The organism is Bernardetia sp. Wsw4-3y2 (assembly GCF_037126295.1).
Lineage (GTDB): Bacteria > Bacteroidota > Bacteroidia > Cytophagales > Bernardetiaceae > Bernardetia.
In genome coordinates this window covers 3,523,542-3,546,028 of the sequence record NZ_CP147017.1, presented here as the reverse complement: position 1 = coordinate 3,546,028, position 22,487 = coordinate 3,523,542, and the positions used below count along the sequence as shown (strand labels likewise).

Genomic DNA, 22,487 nt, shown 5'->3' with positions numbered 1-22,487 from the left:
CATTTCGTAATTCGTAATTTTTAATTCGTAATTCTCTATGGCAATCCCAATAAAAAACATTTATTATCTACTTTGTTATGCGTGGAACAAACTAGATGAAAGTCAGCGCATCAACGTTTCGATAGATGACAAAACCGAGCTTTTAGATTTGTTTGCAAAAGTATTGATTACTGCTACAAAAGTGCTTTTAAAGCGTGGAATTGATAGAGATTATATCGAAAATGTACAGGAAATAAATGCTGTAAAAGGAAAGTTACAAGTCAGTCAGACACTCAAACAAAATCTTTTATCAAGACAAAAAACGCTTTGTAGTTTTGATGATTTTTCGTTTAATATTCTTCAAAATCAAATTCTTCTTTCAACTATTCAACGGCTCATCAAGACAAAGAATGTAGATAGAAAACTGAAAACAGAACTCATTTTCTTGCAAAAAAAACTTCCCCAAACGATAGAAAAGATTGAACTCAAAAACTCTCTTTTCTCTCAAGTCAAGATTCATAGAAATAACCGTTTTTATGGTTTTGTAATGAATGTTTGTTACATTATTTTTGAAAATACATTGCCTTCTGAAAGTGAAAAAGATAATGAGAAAAGGGATAAAGGAAGTTATATATTTTCAGATTTTACAAGAGATGAACGGAAAATGAATCAGCTTTTTGAAGCATTTATACGAAATTTTTATAAAATTGAACAAACAAAATTTATAACTGTAAAAAAAGAAATCATAAAATGGGATTTTGAAAATGATTTGGAAAGCGACACGTATTTACCAAGAATGGAAACAGATATTTCGCTAGAAAATGAAACCGAAAAAATAATTATTGATGCCAAATACTATCAAGAAACAATGAAGAAAAATTATGGCAAAGACAAAATACAATCCACTAATTTATATCAATTATTCAGTTACTTGCTCAATCAAGAGGACGGAAGCGAAAGGACACAAAATGCAAAAGGGATTTTGATTTACCCAACCATAGAAAAAGAATATAACTTGAGTTATCAATTCAAAAATCATCAAATCCAAATAAAAACACTAAATTTGAATGCTGATTGGAGAGAAATTGAAAAACGTTTGAAGGAAATTATCGAAGTTTGATTATAACTAGAAATCTAAAATGAAAATTACATTATTTGCCTTACTAATTTTATTATTTTTCATATCCTGTAGTTCTGAAAAAGAAACTCAATCTAATACAGATGCAATCCAGATAAGTAATAGTAAGAATCAAGAAACAAGAAATAATTTTGTTGAAATAAATCAAAAACAGGTAAATCTACAAAAGAAAAAGATTAAAAAAAGAATTGAAAAGGATTCTATTTTTATTGTAAAGTTTGAGAAATTAAATATCAAATTTGTTTCTTCTGATATTGAAAACGGAAGAGAAGAGTTTGAAAAATTTTATAAAGATTCTATTAAAATTAATTCAGGACTTGGAGAAAATTTTGAAAATAAATCATTTGAAATTATTCAAAAAGATTCTTCTATTGCAAATGTAGAAGTATTTGAGAGTTACCAAACTAGTTTAGGGGTTTCTGATGAAGGAGCGCATCTTGATTTATTGAACTGGAAGCATTTTAACTCAGAATGGCAGAAATTAAGTGTAAAAAAGAATTCATTTATTTCTAAAGAATATTCTAAAAAGGAGTCTGAATTATTTCCGAAAGTAAGTACAAAACAGATTTTAGAAGCTGTTAGTATTGAATATGGAGGCGAAGAAAATAAATTTACAGAACGAGCTAAAAATTGTAAAAATGCAAATGATTATCCTTGTTCTGTTATGATTAATCGATTTAATTTTAAAATTGTTGTAACAGATAAAGATGGAAGCAAAACGAATTATTTTATATTGATAAATTTGCCAATGGGTTGTTAGGAAATAAAATAATAGAAATGAAAATATACACCACCTTACAAATTGGAGAGTTTCATACCAACTACTGCGAAGATTTTTTGATAAAAGAACAACTTGCTTCTAATCAAATCTTAATTGCCGTTTTAGATGGTTGTACGATGGGAACAGAGTCTGTTTTTGCTTCCATTTTATATGGAAAAATTCTTAGAAAAATAGCTAAGAATACATTTTATGAAGAGTTCATTTCAAAGAAAAATCAAGAAATAGATTTGCATTCAAAACTCAAAACTATCCTTCAAGAACTTATAGACGACACAAAGGAAATAAAGAATAAATTAGGTTTAGAAACAAATGAACTACTTTCTACGCTTATTTTGGGAATTATTGATACAAAAAATTACAACGCTGAACTAATAACAATAGGCGACGGACTCATTTGTGTAGATGCAAAACTCACAGAATACGAACAAAACAACACGCCAGATTATTTAGGGTATCATTTGACTGAAAATTTTGAAGAGTTTTATAAAAAACAACATCAAAAACTATCTATTTCTAATTTTTCAGACTTATCAATTTCTACAGATGGAATATTTACGTTCAAGAATTTAAAAAATCAAAATCAGCAGAAAAGTGAATCTGAAATAATTGATTATCTTTTAGTAGATTATCAAGAATCCGAATTTGATAATTTTTTAGATAGAAAAATCAGGAATTTAAAGAAAATAAATCACCTAGTTACAGATGATTTGGCTATTATTCGCATCAAAAAATAATTACTACTTTCATTTTTTAACTGAATCTTTAGTGCTATTTTCTTCAATTCTTCCTTTTGTTTCAGCTATTTTTTCTATCAAATACTTTTTTGTTTCAGCATCAGTAACATTATTTAAAGCCATGTCATAGAGTGTTTGAGCTTGTTTGAAGTTACTGGCAAAATAGAAACTATCTGCTTTTTTGATAAGCAGACCTTCAAGTTTGTTTTTATTGCGTTTTTGTGGATTTTGAGCTTCTTCTTTATGTATCTGCACACCCAAAACCTCTTTATCTATTGTATTTTTAACTTGATTTTTAGAGGTACAAGCAGCACAAAGAACAACAAAGAAAATAGAAAAGGAATTTAATACCCTTTTTTGAAGTAAAAAAAAATTCATAAATTATATTGTGAAAGTAAAATCAGAAAAATAAAAGAATAAAAAGTTAAATGCTTTTACAAAATTGCAATCTAATGAGGAAATTTAGTAAATTATTGCTGTTTTATAAAATTTATAATTACATTGTTTAAGTGCAAGTTTGATTGGTTTTGATATGCTAGAATATCAATAAAGAGGTTGCTATTTCCGTGACATAATTAAGTTAATCTGAATTATTATTTTTTAAATTTGAATAAAATGCAATCTATCAATGCTTTTTTTTATGGTGTAATTACTTTCATTTTGCTAATAGCTGTTGGCGTTATCTACTTTTTTGGAAACAAATTTTTAGAGGATGAAAATGATTTAGTTGGATATTGGAAAATAGAAAACGTCAATTCAACTCCTATTCCAAATAAAAAGTATTATTCCAAAGAACAAGAAAGAATTCTTTTGCAACGAGATTCTATTCTAAATTTAAAAAAAGATTCCCTATTCTTAGAGTTTACAACCAGTACATTTGTTGTTAGAAATACAAATAATGGAAAATTAGAAACTAATTTCTTTGAAACAGAGAAACCTATTTCTTGGCATTATTTGAAGGACAGAAATCAAATTGCCTTATACAGAAAAAAAGAACCTGATGTTTTTTGGGAAATAAAAAAACTTTCAAACTCTACTTTGATTATCAAAACTATTTATGGAGTTAGTGAATGGGAAATAGAATTTTCTAAAAGAATGAGAATGTAAAACTCACAATCTCAAATAGTTAAATTAAAAACACTTATGAAAAACAATATATCTTTAGGCAAACGTATTATGAACCTTGCCAATCAACTCAATGATAAAATTTATGACCTTTTGTACAAAACTGAAAGCAGCACAACCGAAATACACGCAAAATTACAAAAATGGTTTGATGAGTATGTCACCCAATTTGTAGAAATGGGAAAAGAAAAAGAAGCTTTATCTAAAAAAGAGCGTGAAAAAGTAGATAATGATATTATGCAAGAGTATTTTAAATTAGACCAAGAAAGGCATAATGCTATTTACATAAAAAAACATGAAGAACTTAATGAAAAAAGTGAAGATACAGCTAATCTTCTTTTGAAATTTAATATTATTACACAATACAGTGATTTTACATTACTCAAAAAACAAAACCCAGAAGAAGCCGAACGATTGGGTTTATAGATTACGAAACATAACATTCCAATTCCTTCAAAGCTGTCCAAAGTCCTAGTTTTTTGGTTTTGTCAGAATGAAGAGCTACAAAATTATGTGAAATAATCCACGTAATGGCTTTTACCTTAGTAGGTTTATAAAGTTCAAATTCATGAGGAACACCTAAGTTTTTTGTATCAACACCAAAAGCAAGAATATAAATAGGTCTTGCTTGTTTACAAATTTCCAAGAATGAAAAACCCTCTTGTTCTGTATTTACTACCATTACATCATCTAGTGAAAGCAAACCTGCCTTCAAAATATTTTTTAATAGAGTGAGATTATTTTCTTCTAGTATTTCCTCATTTTTCTGACTTACAACAATCAAAAAACTTCTCCTATTCTTTCCTAAATAAGAAATATAATCATCATATTTTTTAGTTTTCTTATTCATAAGTTTTAGGAAACATAACACTCCAATTCCTTCAAAGCTGTCCAAAGTCCTAGTTTTTTGGTTTTGTCAGAATGAAGAGCTACAAAATTATGTGCAATAATCCACGTAATGGCTTTTATCTTAGTAGGTTTGTAAAGTTCAAATTCATGGGGAACACCTAAGTTTTTTGTATCAACGCCAAAACTTACTACTGAAGTAGGTTTTAGTTTTTTATACATATCCAAAAAAGTAGCCTTTGTTTTTGCCATATTTACAATAGCTACATCATTGAGAGAAAGCTGTCCTGCTGCCAAAATACCTGTCAGGAGTTTACTATCTGTTTCTTTTAAGTTTTCTTGCTCTGTTTCTTTTATCAAAATCAAGAAGTTTTTACGGTTCTTTCCAAAATAAGAAAAATCTATATCAGAATTTTCTTGATTTGATTTACTTATAACCTTTTCACTTTGCAAATCAGAGTTTTTTGATTTAATTTCTTGTATTTCTTGTTTTAGAGTTTTTGTTTCTGTAGCTTGATTTTGAGAAACTTGGTTTGTTGGTTCTTGATTTGCACTTGCTTCAATTTCCCATTCTGATTTTACGCCATCGATATAATAGATATTTTCTGTAAAAACGTAGGGCAAAAAATCGTATTCTTGTTCTTGATTGTCCATAATTGTAACCTTTAAACCCTTAGGATTTGGTGTCTAGAATTTCTTTATTTATTTTACTAATCAGCTCCCAACCTTCATAAACAAAACCTGTATAGAGTTGTATCAAACTTGCACCTGCATTTAGTTTGTCTAGTGCATCTTTTGGGCTATGAATTCCTCCCACTCCAATAATTGGAAAGGCTGCATTTGATTTCTGATGAAGATAAGCAATTACTTCTGTACTTCTGTCTTTCAATGGCTTTCCACTTAGTCCACCATTTCCCAAATTTTCTACTTTTTGAGATTCTGTTTTTAAGTTTTCTCTACTGATGGTTGTGTTTGTTGCAATTATTCCTGCTAGTTTTGTTTCTTTAGCTATTTCTATAATATCATCAAGTTGAGAATCTGTGAGGTCTGGTGCAATTTTGAGAAGTAAAGGCTTCGGAATTAAATGTTCTTTATTACGATTTTGAAGTGTTTGTAGAAGCTCTGTAAGTGGCTTTTTTTCTTGCAATTCTCTAAGATTTGGCGTATTTGGAGAACTTACATTGACCACAAAATAATCTACATAATCAAAAAGTGCATCAAAACACATCAGATAATCGTTTGTAGCTTCTTCATTTGGTGTAACTTTATTCTTTCCAATATTTCCACCAATAATAATATGTGGCTTTTTGGCTTTTATTTTTTTTAATCTTTCCACAGCAATTTCTACTCCTTCATTATTAAAACCCATTCTATTGATGAGCGCATTATCTTCTTTCAAACGAAACAAACGAGGTTTTTCATTTCCATCTTGTGGTTTTGGTGTAAGTGTTCCTATTTCTATAAATCCAAAGCCGAGATGGTCTAGCTCCTCAATCCATTTTGCATTTTTATCAAAACCTGCTGCCAAACCCACAGGGTTTTTGAATTTTAACCCAAAAACTTCCTTTTCTAATTTTTTATTTGAATTTATGGGATTTGTTACAACAGATTTACCTCCTATTTTCAGAAGTGTTTGTAATCCTGCAATAGCTGTATAATGTGCTTTTTCAGCATCAAGTTTGAAAAAGAGAGGGCGTAAAAGTGAATACATAGAATAAAATAAGAAGTTAGATTTCAGAAATAAGAAGTCTGAATGAACTTTAGAAACAAAAATTAAATAAATTACTCTTTTTAATTTTGCAATTTATTGACAATCAATCATTTGTATTCATTTACCATTCATCATTAATAATTTACCATTCCTTAGTTTTGCAAAAATACAACTTTTTACTACAAATCCTTATTTCAAAACCTTCTCTACAAGTTCCTCAAAAGGTAATGCATCAAGAAAAAGTCTATCTGAATAAATATTTGCTAAAAGACGAATAAAACTAGGTTCTCCGTCAATTTGAATATATTCTATCAATACATTTCCATAAAACTGAGGAAGTTGTCCATCTGTTTTAAGCTCATTTTTTACTTCATTACTTGTTCCATAAACAGGTTTTAGATAGTGTTTTTCTATTGTCTCTATATAATTTGTTCGCTCATAATGTGCTCGGTCAGAAGTGTAGAGCTTGTAAGGATAGGGAAGTTGTAGAACAGACTCCTTCAATTTGTCAAACAAAAAACGGAATTGCTTGCTACTCATCGCATTCGTATAAGTAATTGCAACTCCATTTGAGGCAGCCGAAGCAAACAAATGAACCTCAATATCTTTGGAAACCAATCCTTCTCTTTTAAGATGATAGGATTCATAAATCCTTGCCAACCAATACTTTGCATCAGCACTTGAACTCCAAATCTGAAATGCTAGTTCATCTTTCTCTGACCTCTTTAAATTTTCTTTTATTAAAGGAATTGTTTTATTTCGCTTGGGAAAGAGTTTTTTGAATATATCGTCGAAAAAATCCATAAATTGAAAACCTTTTAAATAAAAGTAAAGTTTGAGAATATATCTTGTTTAATATTTACCTACCATTTATTAAACAATTTGATTAAATCTGACTAAATTATAAACAAATATAATTCATCTATTGGCATACTATTTAATATCTTTGATTTATTATTTGTTCCAAGCTTTCCACTAAAATTTTTCATAAAAGTAGTTTATTTTCAAAACAAAACTTCTCACAAAGTCCTTATTGCCTTTGATAGCCAATTAATTAAATTTAGAAAAATATTTTTCTATTAGAAGAATAAATATAGAATTTTAATTTTTGTTATCCTTTTTATCTTAAAAATAGTATATAAAAATTATGCGTGTTTCCGTTTTCAGAAAAGAACATTTCAATGCAGCCCATCGTTTAAATAATCCAAACTGGTCAGCCGAAAAAAATCAAGAAATATTTGGTAAATGTAATAATGAATATTATCACGGTCATAATTACAATCTTATCGTACAAGTGACTGGTGAAATTGACCCAGAAACAGGATATGTTGTAGACATGAAATGGCTTAGTGATTTGATAAAAGAACATATTGCAGACCGTTTTGACCACAAAAATCTCAATTTAGAGATTCCAGAATTTAAAGACCTAAATCCAAGTGCTGAAAATATAGCAGTTGTGATTTATAATATCTTGCGTCCAAAACTTAATTCAAACTTAGACTTAAAAATCAAACTTTATGAAACTGAACGGAACTTCGTCGAATGCCCAGCCTAAAAAGGTAGAGGGTATTCATAATCATGACAAACAAGTGAGTCAAACTTCTACTACTTCTAACAAGAAAAAACAAGTGAAAAAAACGACAAAACAAGTACAACTTACAGAGAAAGAACAGGAAGAAAAATCGCAAATTATTGGCGAAAACCATATAGCAACATCTATAGAAACACCTTTACGAAAAGATGCTTTTGAACTTGATGATGCTACAAAAATAGAAAAAATAGCAGACCATTTTAAAGAAATAATGGATATTTTGGGACTTGATTTGACAGATGATAGTTTACAAGGAACACCAAAGCGAGTTGCTAAAATGTATGTACAAGAAATTTTCAAAGGACTTAATCCAGAGAATAAGCCAGCCACAAAAATGTTTGATAATAAGTTTGGCTATAATCAACTCTTAGTAGAAAAAAATATTAGTTTTCATTCGCATTGTGAACACCACTTTGTTCCCATTCACGGAAAAGCACACATTGCTTATATTTCAAATAATGGAGTTGTAGGTCTTTCAAAACTACACAGAATTGTAGATTATTTTGCTCGTCGTCCACAAGTACAAGAAAGACTGACAAATCAAATAGGTGAAGAATTAAAGAAAATGTTAGAAACAGAAGATATAGCTGTTGTTTTAGATGCTGCTCATATGTGCGTATCAATGAGAGGAATACAAGACCAAACTAGCACCACAATTACAAGTTTTTATAGTGGTAAATTTAATGAAGAAGCTACTCGTAGTGAATTTTTGAAGTATATTCAATAATTAGATTTCTGGTAGCATCATCAGTATGCTAAAATAGCAACAAAAGCAGTGGTATTTACAATTTTCCATAAAAAAAGCAACCTATCTCTAGGTTGCTTTTTTAACTTTATGAAGGATAATTAGTTGATAACATACGTTTCATAAAAAGCTTTATCTTGTCCAATAACTTGTAAAAAATATGTTCCTTTTTCTAAGTTATCAAGGTTAATTGTGCATTTTGCATTTTCTGATGTAACTGTTTTTTCTTGCAAAATATTTCCCTCTTCATTAGTAAGAGTTATTGTAACTGTACTTTTGTTATTTTTGATAGTTGCAATAGCTTTATTATCGCTAGTCTTTGGTGCAAAATCAGCCATAAACTCATTTGTTATGGTATTTTTAACAGTTACTTCTCTTTTTTCATTATAGGTTTCTCCTTTTAGGATTACAGTATACGTTCCATTTACTTTAAGGTCATAAGTACGCTCAATACTTTCTTTTTTTCCAAGAGATTCAGAGTACAACAAACCTAGATTTTTATCATAAATCTTTACTTCTAAGTTTTCTTGTTTAACATTTTCAAATGTTAATACAAACTTTGTCGTATTTGGAATTACTTTAATAATAGTTGCTCGGTCATTTTCTCCAAAAGGAGCATTTGCAAAAGAATTAAATGAAAGTGTAAGAGCAAAAATAACAGCGAAGATTGATTTTGATAAGTTCATAGTAATTTGTTGTGATTTGTTTGAAGAGGTAGTATAAAAGAAATACTTTTTAAAATAAAAAGTAATAAAAGCATATAAAAAAGAGTTAAAGAATAAATTATTTTTTCTGCTATTCTTTTTCGTTGCTTATAGTCTTCCTAACGGCTTCTGTTACTGTAGGTTACAGTTTTTCAATGCTCCTTCAAAAGGATTTTTTTTAACTAAAAAGTATGCAACCCCAAATATAAATCACAAAAAACAACAAAAATAAAAATATTATTTTGCATAACATCAAATATTATTCATATTATTCTACTTTTGCTATTTTTTATGTTAAAACCTGTTTTAGCTAAAAACAGTAATCATAATAAATCATAAGAACAAAATAGTCTGCAACCCCACACTCAACACCAAATAAAATTCTTTAAAAACATATTAAACAAAATATTATACTTAAAACCAGCAGACATATCGGTTTTTAGATTTTGTATTTTTTATTTCTTAAAAATATTTAAATTCTATTTAAAAATATTTATAAGCCAAAAACCAACAGCAATTCCGATAAACCCTAGAATTACATTGGAAAAAGTATATAAAAAAGCAATTTGATAATTTTGTACTTGAATAAGTTTAAAGGTTTCTAAGTTGAGGGTAGAAAATGTACTAAAGCCACCACAAAAACCTGTCATAAATAAAGCTGCTAGGATTTTCTCACTTTCTAGTTTTGCTTCCCCTAAGTAATTAGCTAACATTCCCAAGATAATACAAGCTAAAAAATTAGTAACAAAAGTAGCCGTTGGAAAGCCTGTAGAGTGTTCCATAATCCATTTAGAAGCTAAAAAACGAACTACTGACCCTAAGCCTCCTCCAACAAAAACTGCAAATAATGACAATGTAGAAATATTCATTTTAAAAGTTTCTTTTTTATAAAATTTTGCAAAAATAGTTTAACCTTAGTGCAACGCATTAAAATTTAAAAGCGTCATTATTATAATTATAGCGCAAATTATTTTTATTTAACTCTATTTACTCTAATTTTTTTATTTTATGAAATCAAATTTTAAATTTGTCTTATTTGTTCTGTTTTTTATGAGTACAAGCATTGCTTTTGCTCAAGTAGATAGTGTTTATATTGTCAATAAAGAAGATGTCGTAACACATGACCCTCATTTCCGAGCAAATGAAATCAAAATAAATGGATTATATACTTTGCTGGGTCTTCCAGAAATCACCTATGAAAGAGTATTAAGTGATGAAACAGCAGCAGGTATTTCTTTAGCTTTAGGAGGTGGAAATACGATTAATTATAATTTTATGCTAACTCCTTACTATCGCATTTATTTTGGAAAAAAAGATAATGCTGCAGGATTTTTTATTGAAGGTAATGGTTCAGCTTTTAGTTACGAAAATTATTATTATAACAACTACAACCCTTATGGAAATGATTATAAAACTGAATTTGGTTACGGATTAGGACTTGCAATAGGAAGTAAATTTATGAGTAGAAGTCAAAAATGGTTTGGAGAAATGGTGTATGGATTAGGACGAAATTTTGCTCAAAGTGAAGAATATGGAGAAAGTATTTATCCAAGAGTAGGAATAAATATTGGTAGAAGATTCTAAAAAACTAAAATCAAAATATTTTCTATGAATCAAAAAACCGTCTGAAATAAATAAATTTCAGACGGTTTTTTTAATATTCTTGATTTAGAACTAACTATTAACTTTGCTCTAATGCTTCTGCACCACCAACAATTTCCAAAATTTCTTTTGTAATGTTAGCCTGTCTAGCTCTGTTATAACTCAATTTCAACTCTTTGAGAAGTTCTCCTGCATTTTCAGTTGCTTTATCCATAGCAGTCATACGTGCGCCTTGTTCGGCTGCATTTGATTCTACGATTTTGCTATAAAACTGTGTTTTGAGAGATTGAGGAATAAGGTCTGCTAAAATTTCTTTTTTATTTGGTTCAAAGATATAATCTACGTTTGCAGAAAATTCTTCTTTTTTAACCAAAGATGGTTTTGCTGATACTTTTTCTTCCACTTTCTCAGTAGGAGGAGCAATTGGCAAAAACTGTTCTACACGTACAATCTGTGTAGCAACATTTTTAAATTCATTATAGACAATTTCTATTTTATCGTAATTTCCTTTTGTAAACTCATCCATTGCATATTCTGCTGCTTGGCGAACATAATCAAACGTAAGTTCTTTTTGAGAGAATATTGCTGAATAATCATTTACAGATTTCAAATTGCGACGACGAACATAATCCAAAGCACGCTTTCCAATAGGCATAACTGTTACGTTTCCTAAAGAATTCTGACGGCTATAATTACGATTAATCAAACTTTGCATGGCACGAAGTACATACGTATTGAAAGCTCCACAAAGACCTTTATCTGATGTAATAGTTACAATCAAGATTTTTTCTTCTGCACGAACTTCACTGTACTTGCTTTCAAAATCATCTCCAACAAGAGAAGCCGTTACATTTTGCAAAATTTGACTCAATTTTTGAGCGTATGGACGCATTTGCATCATACGATTTTGAGCTCGGCGCAGCTTTGCAGCAGCTACCATTTTCATTGCTTTTGTAATTTGCTGGGTGGATTTTACAGATACAATCCTTCCACGAACTTCTTTTAAATTTGCCATAGTATATTTTGAAGGCTTTTGTAGCACAGACTTTAGTCTGTGTAAATCTATATGTTTTGAATAACCGTGTTTCATTTTAAAAATAAAACACGGAAATTAAATTTGACTATTTAAAACAGACTAAAAAGTCTATTATACAGAATTAAATTATGCTTTTGCAGTTGCAACATTATACGTTTTAGCTACATCTTTAGCTACTTTAGCAAGAACGTCAGTTTGTTCTGGCGTATATTTCCCTGCACGAAGTTCGTCTAATGTTTTTCTATGATTCTGCTCCAAAATGCTTAGATAATTTGCTTCATAATCTTTCATTTTTTCAGTAGGAACATTATCAGTAATACCATTTGTAGTAGCATAAATGATAGCAACTTGCTTCTCTACTTCTACTGGAGAGAATTGTTTTTGCTTCAACATTTCTGTATTTCTACGTCCACGTTCAATAACAAGTTTAGTAGCTGCATCAAGGTCTGAACCAAATTTTGCAAATGCTTCTAGTTCTCTAAATTGTGCTTGGTCTAGTTTCAAAGTACCAGATACTTTTTTCATAGACTTAATCTGAGCCGAACCCCCTACACGAGATACCGAAATACCTACGTTAATTGCTGGACGGATACCAGAGTTAAATAAGTTAGTTTCTAAGAATATCTGACCATCTGTAATCGAAATTACGTTAGTTGGGATATATGCCGAAACGTCACCTGCTTGTGTCTCAATGATTGGAAGTGCTGTTAGTGAACCTCCACCTCTTACGATACCTGCTTTTTGCAAAGATTCAGGAATATCATTCATACCTTGTGCAATTTTATCATCATTGATAACTTTTGCAGCACGCTCCAAAAGACGAGAGTGAAGATAAAATACATCACCTGGATATGCTTCACGCCCTGGAGGACGACGAAGAAGAAGAGAAACCTCACGGTAAGCAACAGCTTGTTTTGAAAGATCATCATAAACTACAAGAGCAGGACGACCAGTATCACGGAAAAACTCTCCGATTGCAGCACCAGCAAATGGCGCAAAAAATTGCATTGGAGCAGGGTCAGCAGCCGAAGCTGAAACAATAACTGTATAAGCCATAGCTCCGTAACGCTCTAATGAAGCAACGATACCAGCCACCGTAGAGGCTTTTTGTCCTATAGCTACATAGATACAGAAAACTGGCTCTCCTTTGTCATAAAATTCTTTTTGATTGATAATTGCATCAATCGCTACAGCAGTTTTACCTGTCTGACGGTCACCAATGATAAGCTCACGCTGACCACGACCGATTGGAATCATTGCATCAATCGCCTTGATACCTGTTTGAAGAGGTTCTGTTACAGGCTCACGATAAATTACACCTGGTGCTTTACGCTCAAGTGGCATTTCATAAAGGTCTCCTGCAATAGGACCTTTACCATCAATAGGATTTCCAAGTGTATCAACTACACGTCCTACCATACCATCACCTACTTTAAGTGATGCAATACGTCCAGTAGTTTTGACAGAATCGCCTTCACCTACGTTAGTATAATCTCCAAAGAGTACAGCTCCTACATTATCTTCTTCAAGGTTCAAGACCATTCCAGTCAAGCCGTTGTTGAATTCGATAAGCTCACCAGCACGAGCGTTTGTAAGTCCGTAGATACGAGCAACGCCATCACCTACTTGAAGTACAGTTCCTACTTCTTCGAGTTGAGCGTCTGTTTTTGCATTAGAGAGTTGTTCTCTTAGAATTGCTGAAACTTCATCAGGTCTGACCATTTATTCGTGAATTTAACAGTTACGATTGAATTTTTATTTTTTTTGAATAGATTGCAAAGGTACAAAATATTTCTTAATGACAACCATTGACAAGGTCAAGACCATTGTCAAGGTAATTTTAATTTACGATTTTTCTATTTACCTAACGACTGTTCTATTTTTTGAAGGCGAGTTTTGACAGAATCATCAATCTGCTTTCCTTCAATATTCAAAATAAAACCTCCGATAAGACTTTTATCTATTGTCTCTTTTAATTCTACTCCTTGTTGTCCAGAAAGCTGACGTATTTTCTCTTTAAAAGAGTTACGCAAATCATCTGTAAGTTCAAAAGGAGTAATTACTTCTGCCATTTCAACTCCCTTTTGAGAATTGTAAAGCAAATGAAATTGTTTGGCAGTTTCAAAAAGGTCTGCTTCACGTCCTTTTTTTACTACAAGCGTAAAAAATTTCTTTGTCAAATCATTACTACTTCCAAAAAGAGCATTTAAGATAGATAGTTTTTTAGAAGGATTGACAATAGGGCTTTTCAAAAGCACCTCTAATTCTCTGCTTCCTTCAACTGTTTCTTTGATATTTACCATATCATTATGCACTTCTTCCAAAGTAGAGTGTTCATTGGCTAAATCAAAAACTGATTTGGCATATCTAGAAGCAACACGAATATCTGACATAATTTTTTATAATTGAGAATTGATAATGGAAAATTGATAAGTTAGTTATGCTAAATTTCAGTTGAAAATTTCAAGAAACAAAAAATAAATTTTATGTTATTTAATTATCAACTGTCAATTATCAATTAATTTACTTTAATATCATTCAAATAATTTTCTACCAATTGTTTTTGAGCAGAATCAGAAGCTAATTGTTCTTTTACTAATTTCTCAGCAATTTGTAAAGAAAGAGTTGCAACTTGCTTTCTTACATCAGCCATAGCATTTTGTTTCTGTGAGTCGATTTCACGTTTTGCATCTTCCAAAATACGATTGTATTCTTTTGTTGCACGTTCACGAGCATCTTCTTCCATTTTAGAAGCAACTACACGAGTTTCTTTCATCATTTGCTCACGCTCAATACGTCCTTCTTGACGGATTTTTTCAATTTCATTTTCTAAATCTGCCTTTGCCATACGAGCAGCTTCAGCAGCTTTAAGAGCTTCTTCGATAGAACGCTCACGAGTTTCTAATGCTTTTGTGATAGAAGGCCAAACAAATTTGCCTAAAACAACAACAAGCAAGATAAAGATAAGTCCTGTCCAAAAAATAAGACCAACATTAGGCGTAATAAGTGGATTGAGTTGGAGAAGCATAATGATTAAATATATAGGTATTAAATTAAATTCTTTTTTAGTTGTTATTTATGCAAAACATAAAATAACGGAATATTTTTTTTATCTTTTATTTACCTGACACTTTGAAGTATCTGACAAGTATAAGGATAGTTTTCTTTTTATAAAATTAGATAGAACTAGTTAAAAACGAAGTAGCAATAACTAATTTATTACTACTTCATTTTTGTATGTCTTACTTCCAGCCACCGATAAGGAATGAAACTACGATAGCAAAAAGAGCTGCACCTTCAATAAGGGCTGCTGCGATAATCATTGCAGTTTGGATTTGACCTAATTTTTCAGGTTGGCGAGCCATAGCTTCCATAGCACGACCACCTACTTGACCGATACCAAGACCAGCACCCAAAACAGCTAAACCAGCACCAAGACCACCACCGATAGCAGCATAAGCAGAATAATCAGCAACAGCTTGTAATAACATAGCAATAAATGCGAACATAATATCTAAATTTAAAGAGTATAAAAAGAAAATGAATTGATATATATAATGAATACTGACATTTTAATAAAAACCTACCGTTTTTAATTAAAATAAGACTAAAATAAGTGTCTTGTATTCTGAAATTTATCCGAAAATAAAGGTAGAAGTTAGAAATTAGATTTTAGAAGTAATACAAAAATACTAATGAGTAATTATATTTTCTTATTCTAATCTTTTCCTTCTAAAATAACTAGTTTTTCAGTAATTGCATTTAACTGGTAACTACATTACTGATAACTGGTTACTGATTTAGTGATGGTCGTCTGCAATAGCTTGACCAATAAATAATGCTGTAAGAAGAGTAAAGATATATGCTTGTAAAAGGGCAACAAATAACTCTAAACACATCATCAAAAACACAAAAGGAACAATAGGCACACCCAAAATATAGTTTTTGAATATAAAGATAATTCCAATCAAGGCTAAAATAATTGTGTGTCCTGCTGTTATGTTAGCAAAAAGACGAATCATAAGAGCTATTGGCTTAGTAAAAATACCAATAATCTCTACAGGAATCATAATCAACAAAAGTGGAATTGGCACACCTGGCATTGCAAAGACGTGTTTCCAATAATGTTTGTTTGCTGAAACATTTGTAATAATAAGAGTAAGAGCTGCTAAAGTCATTGTAAAGGCAATGTTTCCTGAAGTGTTTGCGCCAGAAGGAAGCAAACCTAAAAGGTTATTAAACCAAATAAAGAAAAACAAAGTCAATAGATACGGAAAATATTTTTTGTATTTGTGTTCGCCAATGTTTGGAATAGCCAAATCATCACGAAGATAAACAATAATAGGCTCAAAGAAAGATTGCATTCCTTTTGGTGCTTGTCCTTCACGTTTTTTGTATGCTCCTGCAATGCTAAATCCAATTACTAAAAGTAAAAGTGAAGCAATCATCATAGAGGCTACATTTTTTGTAATTGATAAATCAAGAGGATGAATATCTTCAATTAGCTTTCCATTATTATCTACCACTTTTACGTGTTCGTGGTCTAAGATATAGTTGTATTGTCCTTTTGTGAGAACGGCACGAGTATTATCGTGTCCTGCTGTTACTTTTTCATTTGGAATCTCAACAGTTTTGATAGGCGCATGATGAAATTCACTAGACATAAATACATCAAACTGTCCATTTGTATAAACAATCAGAGGCAATGGAATAGAGTAATGATGTTCTTCTTTGTTTTCATCAACAGTAGTAAAAAGATGCCATTCGTGAGAATCCAAAATATGATGATTAATCATCTCAGTAATATCAAACTTATCTTCATCGACGTGTTCAATGTCTAAATGTCCGTCTGTTTCATTACTATTAATTCCATCTTTTTGTCCATCTTGAGCAAATAGATTAGAAAAAGTAAGTAGAGAAAACAAAACACTCAAAAAAATATTTTTTGAATAGTTGAGTTTGATGAAAGGTAAAATGTTATTCTTCACTTGATTCCGTATTAGTGTAATTTATAATTTACGCTGAAAATTAATTTCTTTTTATCTAAACCTAAATTGAACTAGAAACGTATAAGGAACGTTGACTAATTTATGGTTTCTCTGAGTCTTGTTCTGAATTGCGCTGCAAGTTAGGTAACAATGCACGAATTTCAAACAATAAATAACCAAAATATAGAAAAAGCATCACAAAAGCCAAACTAATTACTCCTTCGCCACTTATCATAACATAAGCAAGCATCACAGAAGCACAAAAAAGCATTCTTACCATTTTAGAGACCATCATGGCATAACCAAAATTAGCACTCCCCAAAAAACGCAAGGTAATCATTCCTGTAATCCAGTATAAAAGTGTAATTCCAATATAAACACCCCAAACTTGAGGAATATAATATTGAGTTACAAAAAACTGAAAAGCCAACATACAAAGAAGCATCACTAATGCAAAACCTCCAAATTGAAGGTGATACGAACGAGCAATTTTTTTCTTTGCAGAATCAGACAATTGGTTCTCAGACACTTTTATAGGAGCTTTTTAGGTACTTTTTAAAGAGATTGATTTTTCAAGGCTTATCCTTAATTTGGGTGCAAAAGTACAGACTATAATTTTTAAAAGCAAGAATTATTTGAAAGTATTTTTGATATTCTTTGTTTAATCTCACTAAGAACGTTTACATAAAAACTCAAAACGTTTTCACACAAATTGAGTTAATAGAGTATTGAATTATTTTTACAACTACATTTTTTGATTTACTTTTTTTATGAAAAAGATATTAATTACAGGAGGTTCTGGACTTGTCGGAACTCGCCTTACAGAACTTTTATTGGCAAGTGGAAATTATGAAGTAATGCACCTTAGTCGTTCGGGAAGTCATATTCCTGGGGTTACAGTCTATGAGTGGGACGTAGAAGCTGGCGAAATGGAAGAAGAAGCCATCCAAAAAGCTGATTGTGTTATTCATTTGGCAGGAACTGGTATTATGGACAAAGCATGGATAGATTCTCAAAAGGAAAAAATAATGGAAAGTCGCACACTCTCAACAGCTCTTTTGGTAGAAAAACTAACGGTTTTAGACCATCATGTCAAAACCTATATTGGAGCTTCTGCTATTGGTTATTATGGTTTTGAGAAAGAACATAGTCGTAATTTACATAAAGAAGATGCTCCAGCTGGAAATGACTTTTTGGCGCAAGTTTGTGTAGAATGGGAAAAAGCGCATGCTGAAGTTCCTTCCAATATTCGTTCTACTATTATTCGTATCGGAATTGTTTTGAGTGATAAAGGTGGCGCACTGGTAGAAATGGCAAAACCTGTAAAGGCGTGGGCTGGTGCAGCTTTGGGAGATGGAAATCAAATCGTTTCTTGGATTCATATCGATGACCTTTGTAGAATTTTTATCAAGGCAATTGAAGATGATAAAATGCAAGGAACTTATAATGCCGTTGCTCCAAATCCTGTAACTAATGCAGAACTCACACGCATTATTGCAAATTCTTTAGATAAACCATTGTTTTTGCCAAATGTTCCCGAACCTGCTATGTATTTGCTTTTAGGACAACAAGCGGAATCAGTTTTGAGAAGTATAAAAGCAAGTGATGATAAGATAGTAAAAGCAGGTTTTGAATTTGATTTTGTAGATGCTCAAAAGGCTGTTGATGATTTTTATTCATAATCAATTACGAATTGTCAATTACGAATTACGAAATATTACCTTATTAGGCTTTACCGAAAAGCGAAATGATAAATCTTCAAAATCATTTCGCTTTTTTGTGTTTCGTCAGATAGTTATATATTTTTAGCCTATGAAAAAACAAACTATAAATAAATCTACCCTGCTTTTGGCTGTTTTAGCTGTGGCTTTTTGGTGTTTTTATTTTTGGCAATCGAAAGAGAATGAAAAAATAATTTATGAAACACAAGCATTAGTAAATGAGACAGTCAGAAATACCGAAAGATTAAGAGAGAAGGAAAATCAATTATTTTTGAACAAAACAGAGAGTAGTTTTTGGGATTCTGTACATTATGTAAAGAGAAGTTTTAAAGATTCTGCTAATCACGGATTTGATTATAAAAACTCAAAAAATGAAGAAGATTACTTTAGAGAAAAAATTGCTCATTTAATTCTTGATGAGAAACAGAGATATACAACATCTATTTCTAAATTTGAAGATGAAGTTTTCTTTAGAAAAAAGTGGATAAAAGATTATAAATATGATAAGTCATTCAGAAAAGTTCTTTTGGAAGATATTAAAGAAAATTTAGAAGCTATCAAAAAACAATCATTAGCCTTTAAGAAAGTAAATTTACCTATTGTGAACTGGAATGAAACAGACGATTTACTTATTTGGTTAGATTTAATAAAACAAAGTGAACAAGTTATTAACCTTAAAGATTCAATTATTACAGAAAATAAAAAGCAATTTCCAACTTCCTACACATCTGATAATTTTGAAGGATATTCTACACTTATTCCAAATTATGAAACTCAAACTATGCTCATAAAAGCATATTGGTTTCCCTCTGATACAAAATTCTACACTTCGTTATTTGATAAAAACATTGTTTATCCGTTTGCAGAAGAACAACGGTCAAATTTTTTCAAATTTAATGATTCTATTTATTGGGAAATGAAAAGTCCCATTACTTACCATGTTTTTGATAAAATAGGAGATACAGTAATTTTTCCATCTTTTACTAAAGAAAGATTGAGCAAAATGGGTAAATATGAAAGTCAAGGTTATAAAATACCATTCAAAGTTATTTCTGACAAATAAATGCAAAAATTAAAATTTATGAAGACAAAAATTATAAACAGCTTATTGGTTTTCACTTGTCTTGTCGCTTTGTTTTTTGTAGTAAAGGATTATTTTTTGATGGAAAAAGTAAAACCTTTACATCAAAAGTACAAAGAAAAGTATTTAGAAAGCTATGTAGTAGAATCAAACCAATTGAACAAAATAATAACTGAAGAAATAATAAAAGGAAATGATTTGCCAATAAATACATCTTTTATTTTTAGAGATACAATAAATTCAGAATCAGGTTATCTTAGAAATAAAGATTACAGAACGTTTCTATTATTTCGCTCTTTAGACTCGGTTCTTACACATAGTTTAGAAAAAAGAGAATGGAAGAAAAACAAGAATAAATTAAAATCTATTTTTACTTATTTAACTTTAAATTCTCGTTACGATACTTTGAAAATGAAAACAGACTATTACGATTTAGATTCTATTTTTAAGAACAAAGAAATAAATGATTATGGCTGGGCAGAAATATATTATGCTTCTAATGATTTTAAAAGTAATTTTATTTCTTCTTTTGGCTGTTTTTGTTCTGGTTTTTCACATTATGGCTTACTGCCTATTCCTTCAAAAAGTACAGTACAGGTAGGAGATACAATTTCCATAAATTGGGTAAATTTTTATTCTGACTTTTATATGATTCCAGAAACATATCGTTTTAGTTCAAATTATGATAAGTATAAATTGGTAGATAATATTTATGATGATGCAATTCTCTTACAAGAATATCAAATCCCTTTCTCAGAAATAGAAAAAGACAAAAAATGGCGAAGTGTATTTTATTTTAGAAATGACAAATTAGAACAAGATTCGGTTGTTTTGGAAAGAGAGTTGGAGTTTTGAGCAAAAAATAAGATTATGAAAAAACAAACTATAAATAAATCTACACTTCTTTTGGCTGTTTTGGCTGTGGCTTTTTGGTGTTTTTATTTTTGGCAGGAAAAAGGAAATCAAGAGTTTTTGATAGATACTCAAGGACTTATCTCTAATACCACAAATGAGGTTTTACAATTCAGACAAGAAGAGAATAACAGATTTATGCAAAAAGCTACTTATAGTTTAAAAGATAAGAATCAAGATACTAGTGATTATAATAAAAATGTTCGCAATAAAATAAAAAAGAAATTATATTATTCCATTCCAAAATCTCTTCAAGATTATTTCAGTCTTGTACATAGTTTTGAAATTACATCTATTATACAAAAATATCATGACGCTGAATATATTCTTGATGAGGAAAGAAGAAACCTAATCAAAAATGCTTCAGATTCTTTGTATAAAACTTTAGGAGTTGCAAAGTCAAGTATTCGTTCGGTAGATTGGCAACAGAATGACAAAAAAATATGGCTAGATTTAATAAAACAACGCCAACAGATTATAGATTTGACAGATTCTATTTTTGATTCGAACAAAAAGCAGTTTCCAACTTCTTATGTTTCTAATAATTTTGAAGGTTATCAAATGCTTGTTCCAGACTATCAAAATGAAATGATGTTAATCAAATCATTTGTCTTTTTTACAGATACAAAATATGGTACAGATTACTATAAATCTACAAAAACGAATGAGCCTAGAATCGATATTAATCCTTTTTTGCTAGATTCTACTTTCCATAAAACTAAAGCTTTTTATTCTTTCCAACAAGTAGGAGATACTATTTTATATCCTTTCTCTGAAAAACCTAAAGCATCAAAATTATCTATTCCAATAAAAGTAATTCCTAAAAAAACAGATTATGCAAACTAAGATTATAAATAGTAGTCTGTTGTTAATCATTTTTAGCTCTTTCTACTTCCTATTTCAAAACTACGTTTTCCGTAAAGAAATAGAGCCTTTGAATGAAGAATATTGCAAAAAGTATGTTGCCAATCAACTCAAAATTTCAAAAAGACGCAATAAATATTTTAAAGAAAGTCTAATCAGTTATGCAGAACTTAACTCTCAAAACCCTTTCTTAGAATCTGTAAATGGAGATTATGCCAAAACAGAGAAGAAACAATATGAAGTAATCAAAATTCTTTCAGTGATTGATTCTATTTATAAGATTGATACATTAGGAAAAGATTGGAACTCACACAAATTCAAGATTGCAGATGCTTTTGAAAAAGCTAGAGAAAAATATGATACTCTAAAGTGGGGAAAACATGTTTCTTATACTACTTTTGATTCTCTCTTTAAAAAAGAAAAACTAGATTATAATGAGTGGACAGAGATTATTTCTGTATCAAATAGATTTAAGGAATATGTAAGAGCCAGCACATCAGGAGGAAATATGGATTTTATATACTATAATTTGATAGGAATTCCTTCAAAAAGTATTGTGAAAATTGGAGATACAATTTCAGTTGATTGGGTTGATTATTATTCAAAAACTTCGCTTATTCCAGAAACCTATTCAAGAAAATCAAATTATGAAAATTATCTTACCCTTAGAAGTTATTATAAAATTGGATTTGGAATCAGTGGAGGAAAAGACAACGAAGCCATTTTATTAGAAGAATACCAAATCCCATTCTCAGCAATAGAAAAAAACAAAAAATGGCGAAGTGTATTTTATTTTAGAAATGATAAATTAGAACAAGATTCGGTTGTTTTGGAAAGAGAATTGGAGTTTTGAGATTTTTACGACTTCTTCTTTCATATATTTATCTAGTTTCAAAAAACTATTTTTATTTTCTACGGCAAGTTTTTTG

The 22,487-nt window shown here is 30.2% G+C and carries 27 protein-coding genes; 13 read left to right on the top strand and 14 right to left on the bottom strand.

All coding sequences use genetic code 11. From position 1 onward, the window contains the following. Positions 1–37 precede the first annotated feature (37 nt). Genes mcrC through V9L05_RS14455 form a run of 3 tightly spaced genes read left to right on the top strand, consistent with a single transcriptional unit; the run spans position 38 to position 2,632 of the window. A complete protein-coding gene (mcrC, locus tag V9L05_RS14465) occupies positions 38–1,099 on the top strand; it encodes a 5-methylcytosine-specific restriction endonuclease system specificity protein McrC (RefSeq protein WP_338812581.1) in 1,062 nt (353 codons plus the stop codon). Between the two features lie 19 nt (positions 1,100–1,118). Beyond that, positions 1,119–1,877, top strand: coding sequence for a hypothetical protein (locus tag V9L05_RS14460; protein ID WP_338812580.1), 759 nt, complete (start codon positions 1,119–1,121; stop codon positions 1,875–1,877). A 17-nt stretch (positions 1,878–1,894) separates the two neighbouring features. After that, positions 1,895–2,632, top strand: coding sequence for a protein phosphatase 2C domain-containing protein (locus tag V9L05_RS14455; protein ID WP_338812579.1), 738 nt, complete (start codon positions 1,895–1,897; stop codon positions 2,630–2,632). A gap of 9 nt (positions 2,633–2,641) precedes the next feature. On the opposite strand, the gene V9L05_RS14450 is transcribed toward V9L05_RS14455, so the two are convergent. Next, complete coding sequence (locus tag V9L05_RS14450) at positions 2,642–3,010, bottom strand: hypothetical protein (protein ID WP_338812578.1); 369 nt, start codon at positions 3,008–3,010, stop codon at positions 2,642–2,644. Between the two features lie 237 nt (positions 3,011–3,247). Here V9L05_RS14450 and V9L05_RS14445 point away from each other — a divergent pair, with 237 nt between their 5' ends. Then, positions 3,248–3,739, top strand: a complete 492-nt coding sequence (locus V9L05_RS14445; protein ID WP_338812577.1) for a hypothetical protein — start codon at positions 3,248–3,250, stop codon at positions 3,737–3,739. A 36-nt stretch (positions 3,740–3,775) separates the two neighbouring features. Further along, positions 3,776–4,183 (top strand): hypothetical protein, encoded by a 408-nt coding sequence (locus V9L05_RS14440; protein WP_338812576.1) that lies wholly within the window; start codon positions 3,776–3,778, stop codon positions 4,181–4,183. Position 4,184: 1 nt separating this feature from the next. Here V9L05_RS14440 and V9L05_RS14435 read toward each other — a convergent pair whose 3' ends face one another. The 4 genes from V9L05_RS14435 to V9L05_RS14420 all read right to left on the bottom strand — a co-directional run bounded on the left by V9L05_RS14435 (position 4,185) and on the right by V9L05_RS14420 (position 7,118). Next, positions 4,185–4,607: a hypothetical protein gene (locus V9L05_RS14435; RefSeq protein ID WP_338812575.1), complete on the bottom strand. Its 423-nt coding sequence runs from the start codon at positions 4,605–4,607 to the stop codon at positions 4,185–4,187. A 5-nt stretch (positions 4,608–4,612) separates the two neighbouring features. Continuing rightward, the gene (locus tag V9L05_RS14430) at positions 4,613–5,257 is read right to left on the bottom strand and encodes a hypothetical protein (RefSeq protein WP_338812574.1); all 645 of its coding nucleotides are present in this window, start codon (positions 5,255–5,257) and stop codon (positions 4,613–4,615) included. A gap of 19 nt (positions 5,258–5,276) precedes the next feature. Beyond that, a complete protein-coding gene (locus V9L05_RS14425) occupies positions 5,277–6,314 on the bottom strand; it encodes a quinone-dependent dihydroorotate dehydrogenase (RefSeq protein WP_338812573.1) in 1,038 nt (345 codons plus the stop codon). A gap of 189 nt (positions 6,315–6,503) precedes the next feature. After that, positions 6,504–7,118, bottom strand: a complete 615-nt coding sequence (locus V9L05_RS14420; protein WP_338812572.1) for a hypothetical protein — start codon at positions 7,116–7,118, stop codon at positions 6,504–6,506. A gap of 343 nt (positions 7,119–7,461) precedes the next feature. On the opposite strand from V9L05_RS14420, the gene V9L05_RS14415 reads away from it, so the two are divergent. Further along, entirely contained in the window at positions 7,462–7,869 is a 408-nt protein-coding gene (locus tag V9L05_RS14415; RefSeq protein ID WP_338792534.1) for a 6-carboxytetrahydropterin synthase, read from the top strand. Beyond that, entirely contained in the window at positions 7,832–8,632 is an 801-nt protein-coding gene (gene folE, locus V9L05_RS14410) for a GTP cyclohydrolase I FolE (RefSeq protein ID WP_338812571.1), read from the top strand. Before V9L05_RS14415 ends, folE begins: the two co-directional genes overlap by 38 nt. Before the next feature lie 119 nt (positions 8,633–8,751). On the opposite strand, the gene V9L05_RS14405 is transcribed toward folE, so the two are convergent. Together V9L05_RS14405 and crcB are read right to left on the bottom strand one after the other, a co-directional pair. Beyond that, a complete protein-coding gene (locus V9L05_RS14405; RefSeq protein WP_338812570.1) occupies positions 8,752–9,336 on the bottom strand; it encodes a T9SS type A sorting domain-containing protein in 585 nt (194 codons plus the stop codon). Positions 9,337–9,833: 497 nt separating this feature from the next. After that, entirely contained in the window at positions 9,834–10,223 is a 390-nt protein-coding gene (gene crcB, locus V9L05_RS14400; protein WP_338792537.1) for a fluoride efflux transporter CrcB, read from the bottom strand. A 139-nt stretch (positions 10,224–10,362) separates the two neighbouring features. On the opposite strand from crcB, the gene V9L05_RS14395 reads away from it, so the two are divergent. Further along, the gene (locus tag V9L05_RS14395; RefSeq protein ID WP_338792538.1) at positions 10,363–10,938 is read left to right on the top strand and encodes a hypothetical protein; all 576 of its coding nucleotides are present in this window, start codon (positions 10,363–10,365) and stop codon (positions 10,936–10,938) included. 97 nt (positions 10,939–11,035) lie between these two features. Here the strand turns inward: V9L05_RS14395 and atpG are convergent, their stop codons facing one another. The 7 genes from atpG to V9L05_RS14360 form a co-directional block, all read right to left on the bottom strand. Further along, positions 11,036–11,971: an ATP synthase F1 subunit gamma gene (atpG, locus tag V9L05_RS14390; protein WP_338812569.1), complete on the bottom strand. Its 936-nt coding sequence runs from the start codon at positions 11,969–11,971 to the stop codon at positions 11,036–11,038. A 147-nt stretch (positions 11,972–12,118) separates the two neighbouring features. After that, positions 12,119–13,714: a F0F1 ATP synthase subunit alpha gene (atpA, locus tag V9L05_RS14385; protein ID WP_338812568.1), complete on the bottom strand. Its 1,596-nt coding sequence runs from the start codon at positions 13,712–13,714 to the stop codon at positions 12,119–12,121. Between the two features lie 134 nt (positions 13,715–13,848). Beyond that, entirely contained in the window at positions 13,849–14,385 is a 537-nt protein-coding gene (atpH, locus tag V9L05_RS14380) for an ATP synthase F1 subunit delta (RefSeq protein ID WP_338792541.1), read from the bottom strand. A gap of 125 nt (positions 14,386–14,510) precedes the next feature. After that, positions 14,511–15,020 carry a F0F1 ATP synthase subunit B gene (atpF, locus tag V9L05_RS14375; protein ID WP_338812567.1) on the bottom strand — a complete coding sequence of 170 codons (510 nt, stop codon included), beginning with the start codon at positions 15,018–15,020 and terminating at the stop codon, positions 14,511–14,513. A 214-nt stretch (positions 15,021–15,234) separates the two neighbouring features. After that, positions 15,235–15,501 carry an ATP synthase F0 subunit C gene (atpE, locus tag V9L05_RS14370; RefSeq protein WP_291725959.1) on the bottom strand — a complete coding sequence of 89 codons (267 nt, stop codon included), beginning with the start codon at positions 15,499–15,501 and terminating at the stop codon, positions 15,235–15,237. A gap of 291 nt (positions 15,502–15,792) precedes the next feature. Further along, positions 15,793–16,980: a F0F1 ATP synthase subunit A gene (gene atpB / locus V9L05_RS14365; RefSeq protein WP_338812566.1), complete on the bottom strand. Its 1,188-nt coding sequence runs from the start codon at positions 16,978–16,980 to the stop codon at positions 15,793–15,795. Between the two features lie 100 nt (positions 16,981–17,080). Next, positions 17,081–17,509 carry a hypothetical protein gene (locus tag V9L05_RS14360; RefSeq protein WP_338792544.1) on the bottom strand — a complete coding sequence of 143 codons (429 nt, stop codon included), beginning with the start codon at positions 17,507–17,509 and terminating at the stop codon, positions 17,081–17,083. A 241-nt stretch (positions 17,510–17,750) separates the two neighbouring features. Between V9L05_RS14360 and V9L05_RS14355 the strand changes: the two genes are divergently transcribed. From V9L05_RS14355 to V9L05_RS14335, 5 genes are all read left to right on the top strand, one after another. Beyond that, positions 17,751–18,662 (top strand): TIGR01777 family oxidoreductase, encoded by a 912-nt coding sequence (locus tag V9L05_RS14355; RefSeq protein ID WP_338812565.1) that lies wholly within the window; start codon positions 17,751–17,753, stop codon positions 18,660–18,662. Between the two features lie 130 nt (positions 18,663–18,792). Continuing rightward, positions 18,793–19,764 (top strand): hypothetical protein, encoded by a 972-nt coding sequence (locus V9L05_RS14350; protein ID WP_338812564.1) that lies wholly within the window; start codon positions 18,793–18,795, stop codon positions 19,762–19,764. An 18-nt stretch (positions 19,765–19,782) separates the two neighbouring features. After that, the gene (locus V9L05_RS14345; protein WP_338812563.1) at positions 19,783–20,637 is read left to right on the top strand and encodes a hypothetical protein; all 855 of its coding nucleotides are present in this window, start codon (positions 19,783–19,785) and stop codon (positions 20,635–20,637) included. Positions 20,638–20,652: 15 nt separating this feature from the next. Further along, positions 20,653–21,540, top strand: coding sequence for a hypothetical protein (locus V9L05_RS14340; protein WP_338812562.1), 888 nt, complete (start codon positions 20,653–20,655; stop codon positions 21,538–21,540). After that, entirely contained in the window at positions 21,530–22,411 is an 882-nt protein-coding gene (locus V9L05_RS14335) for a hypothetical protein (protein ID WP_338812561.1), read from the top strand. Before V9L05_RS14340 ends, V9L05_RS14335 begins: the two co-directional genes overlap by 11 nt. The last annotated feature ends 76 nt before the right edge of the window (positions 22,412–22,487 follow it).

Coding starts and splice junctions, on each gene's coding strand:
- V9L05_RS14450 (WP_338812578.1), bottom strand. CDS start 3,010: ATGAATTTTTTTTTACTTCAAAAAAGGGTATTAAATTCCTTTTCTATT.
- atpE (WP_291725959.1), bottom strand. CDS start 15,501: ATGTTCGCATTTATTGCTATGTTATTACAAGCTGTTGCTGATTATTCT.
- V9L05_RS14460 (WP_338812580.1), top strand. CDS start 1,119: ATGAAAATTACATTATTTGCCTTACTAATTTTATTATTTTTCATATCC.
- V9L05_RS14350 (WP_338812564.1), top strand. CDS start 18,793: ATGAAAAAACAAACTATAAATAAATCTACCCTGCTTTTGGCTGTTTTA.
- atpH (WP_338792541.1), bottom strand. CDS start 14,385: ATGTCAGATATTCGTGTTGCTTCTAGATATGCCAAATCAGTTTTTGAT.
- folE (WP_338812571.1), top strand. CDS start 7,832: ATGAAACTGAACGGAACTTCGTCGAATGCCCAGCCTAAAAAGGTAGAG.
- atpG (WP_338812569.1), bottom strand. CDS start 11,971: ATGGCAAATTTAAAAGAAGTTCGTGGAAGGATTGTATCTGTAAAATCC.
- V9L05_RS14420 (WP_338812572.1), bottom strand. CDS start 7,118: ATGGATTTTTTCGACGATATATTCAAAAAACTCTTTCCCAAGCGAAAT.
- V9L05_RS14445 (WP_338812577.1), top strand. CDS start 3,248: ATGCAATCTATCAATGCTTTTTTTTATGGTGTAATTACTTTCATTTTG.
- V9L05_RS14425 (WP_338812573.1), bottom strand. CDS start 6,314: ATGTATTCACTTTTACGCCCTCTCTTTTTCAAACTTGATGCTGAAAAA.
- atpA (WP_338812568.1), bottom strand. CDS start 13,714: ATGGTCAGACCTGATGAAGTTTCAGCAATTCTAAGAGAACAACTCTCT.
- crcB (WP_338792537.1), bottom strand. CDS start 10,223: ATGAATATTTCTACATTGTCATTATTTGCAGTTTTTGTTGGAGGAGGC.
- mcrC (WP_338812581.1), top strand. CDS start 38: ATGGCAATCCCAATAAAAAACATTTATTATCTACTTTGTTATGCGTGG.
- V9L05_RS14395 (WP_338792538.1), top strand. CDS start 10,363: ATGAAATCAAATTTTAAATTTGTCTTATTTGTTCTGTTTTTTATGAGT.
- V9L05_RS14340 (WP_338812562.1), top strand. CDS start 20,653: ATGAAAAAACAAACTATAAATAAATCTACACTTCTTTTGGCTGTTTTG.
- V9L05_RS14335 (WP_338812561.1), top strand. CDS start 21,530: ATGCAAACTAAGATTATAAATAGTAGTCTGTTGTTAATCATTTTTAGC.
- V9L05_RS14415 (WP_338792534.1), top strand. CDS start 7,462: ATGCGTGTTTCCGTTTTCAGAAAAGAACATTTCAATGCAGCCCATCGT.
- V9L05_RS14430 (WP_338812574.1), bottom strand. CDS start 5,257: ATGGACAATCAAGAACAAGAATACGATTTTTTGCCCTACGTTTTTACA.
- V9L05_RS14440 (WP_338812576.1), top strand. CDS start 3,776: ATGAAAAACAATATATCTTTAGGCAAACGTATTATGAACCTTGCCAAT.
- V9L05_RS14435 (WP_338812575.1), bottom strand. CDS start 4,607: ATGAATAAGAAAACTAAAAAATATGATGATTATATTTCTTATTTAGGA.
- V9L05_RS14405 (WP_338812570.1), bottom strand. CDS start 9,336: ATGAACTTATCAAAATCAATCTTCGCTGTTATTTTTGCTCTTACACTT.
- V9L05_RS14455 (WP_338812579.1), top strand. CDS start 1,895: ATGAAAATATACACCACCTTACAAATTGGAGAGTTTCATACCAACTAC.
- atpF (WP_338812567.1), bottom strand. CDS start 15,020: ATGCTTCTCCAACTCAATCCACTTATTACGCCTAATGTTGGTCTTATT.
- V9L05_RS14355 (WP_338812565.1), top strand. CDS start 17,751: ATGAAAAAGATATTAATTACAGGAGGTTCTGGACTTGTCGGAACTCGC.
- V9L05_RS14345 (WP_338812563.1), top strand. CDS start 19,783: ATGAAGACAAAAATTATAAACAGCTTATTGGTTTTCACTTGTCTTGTC.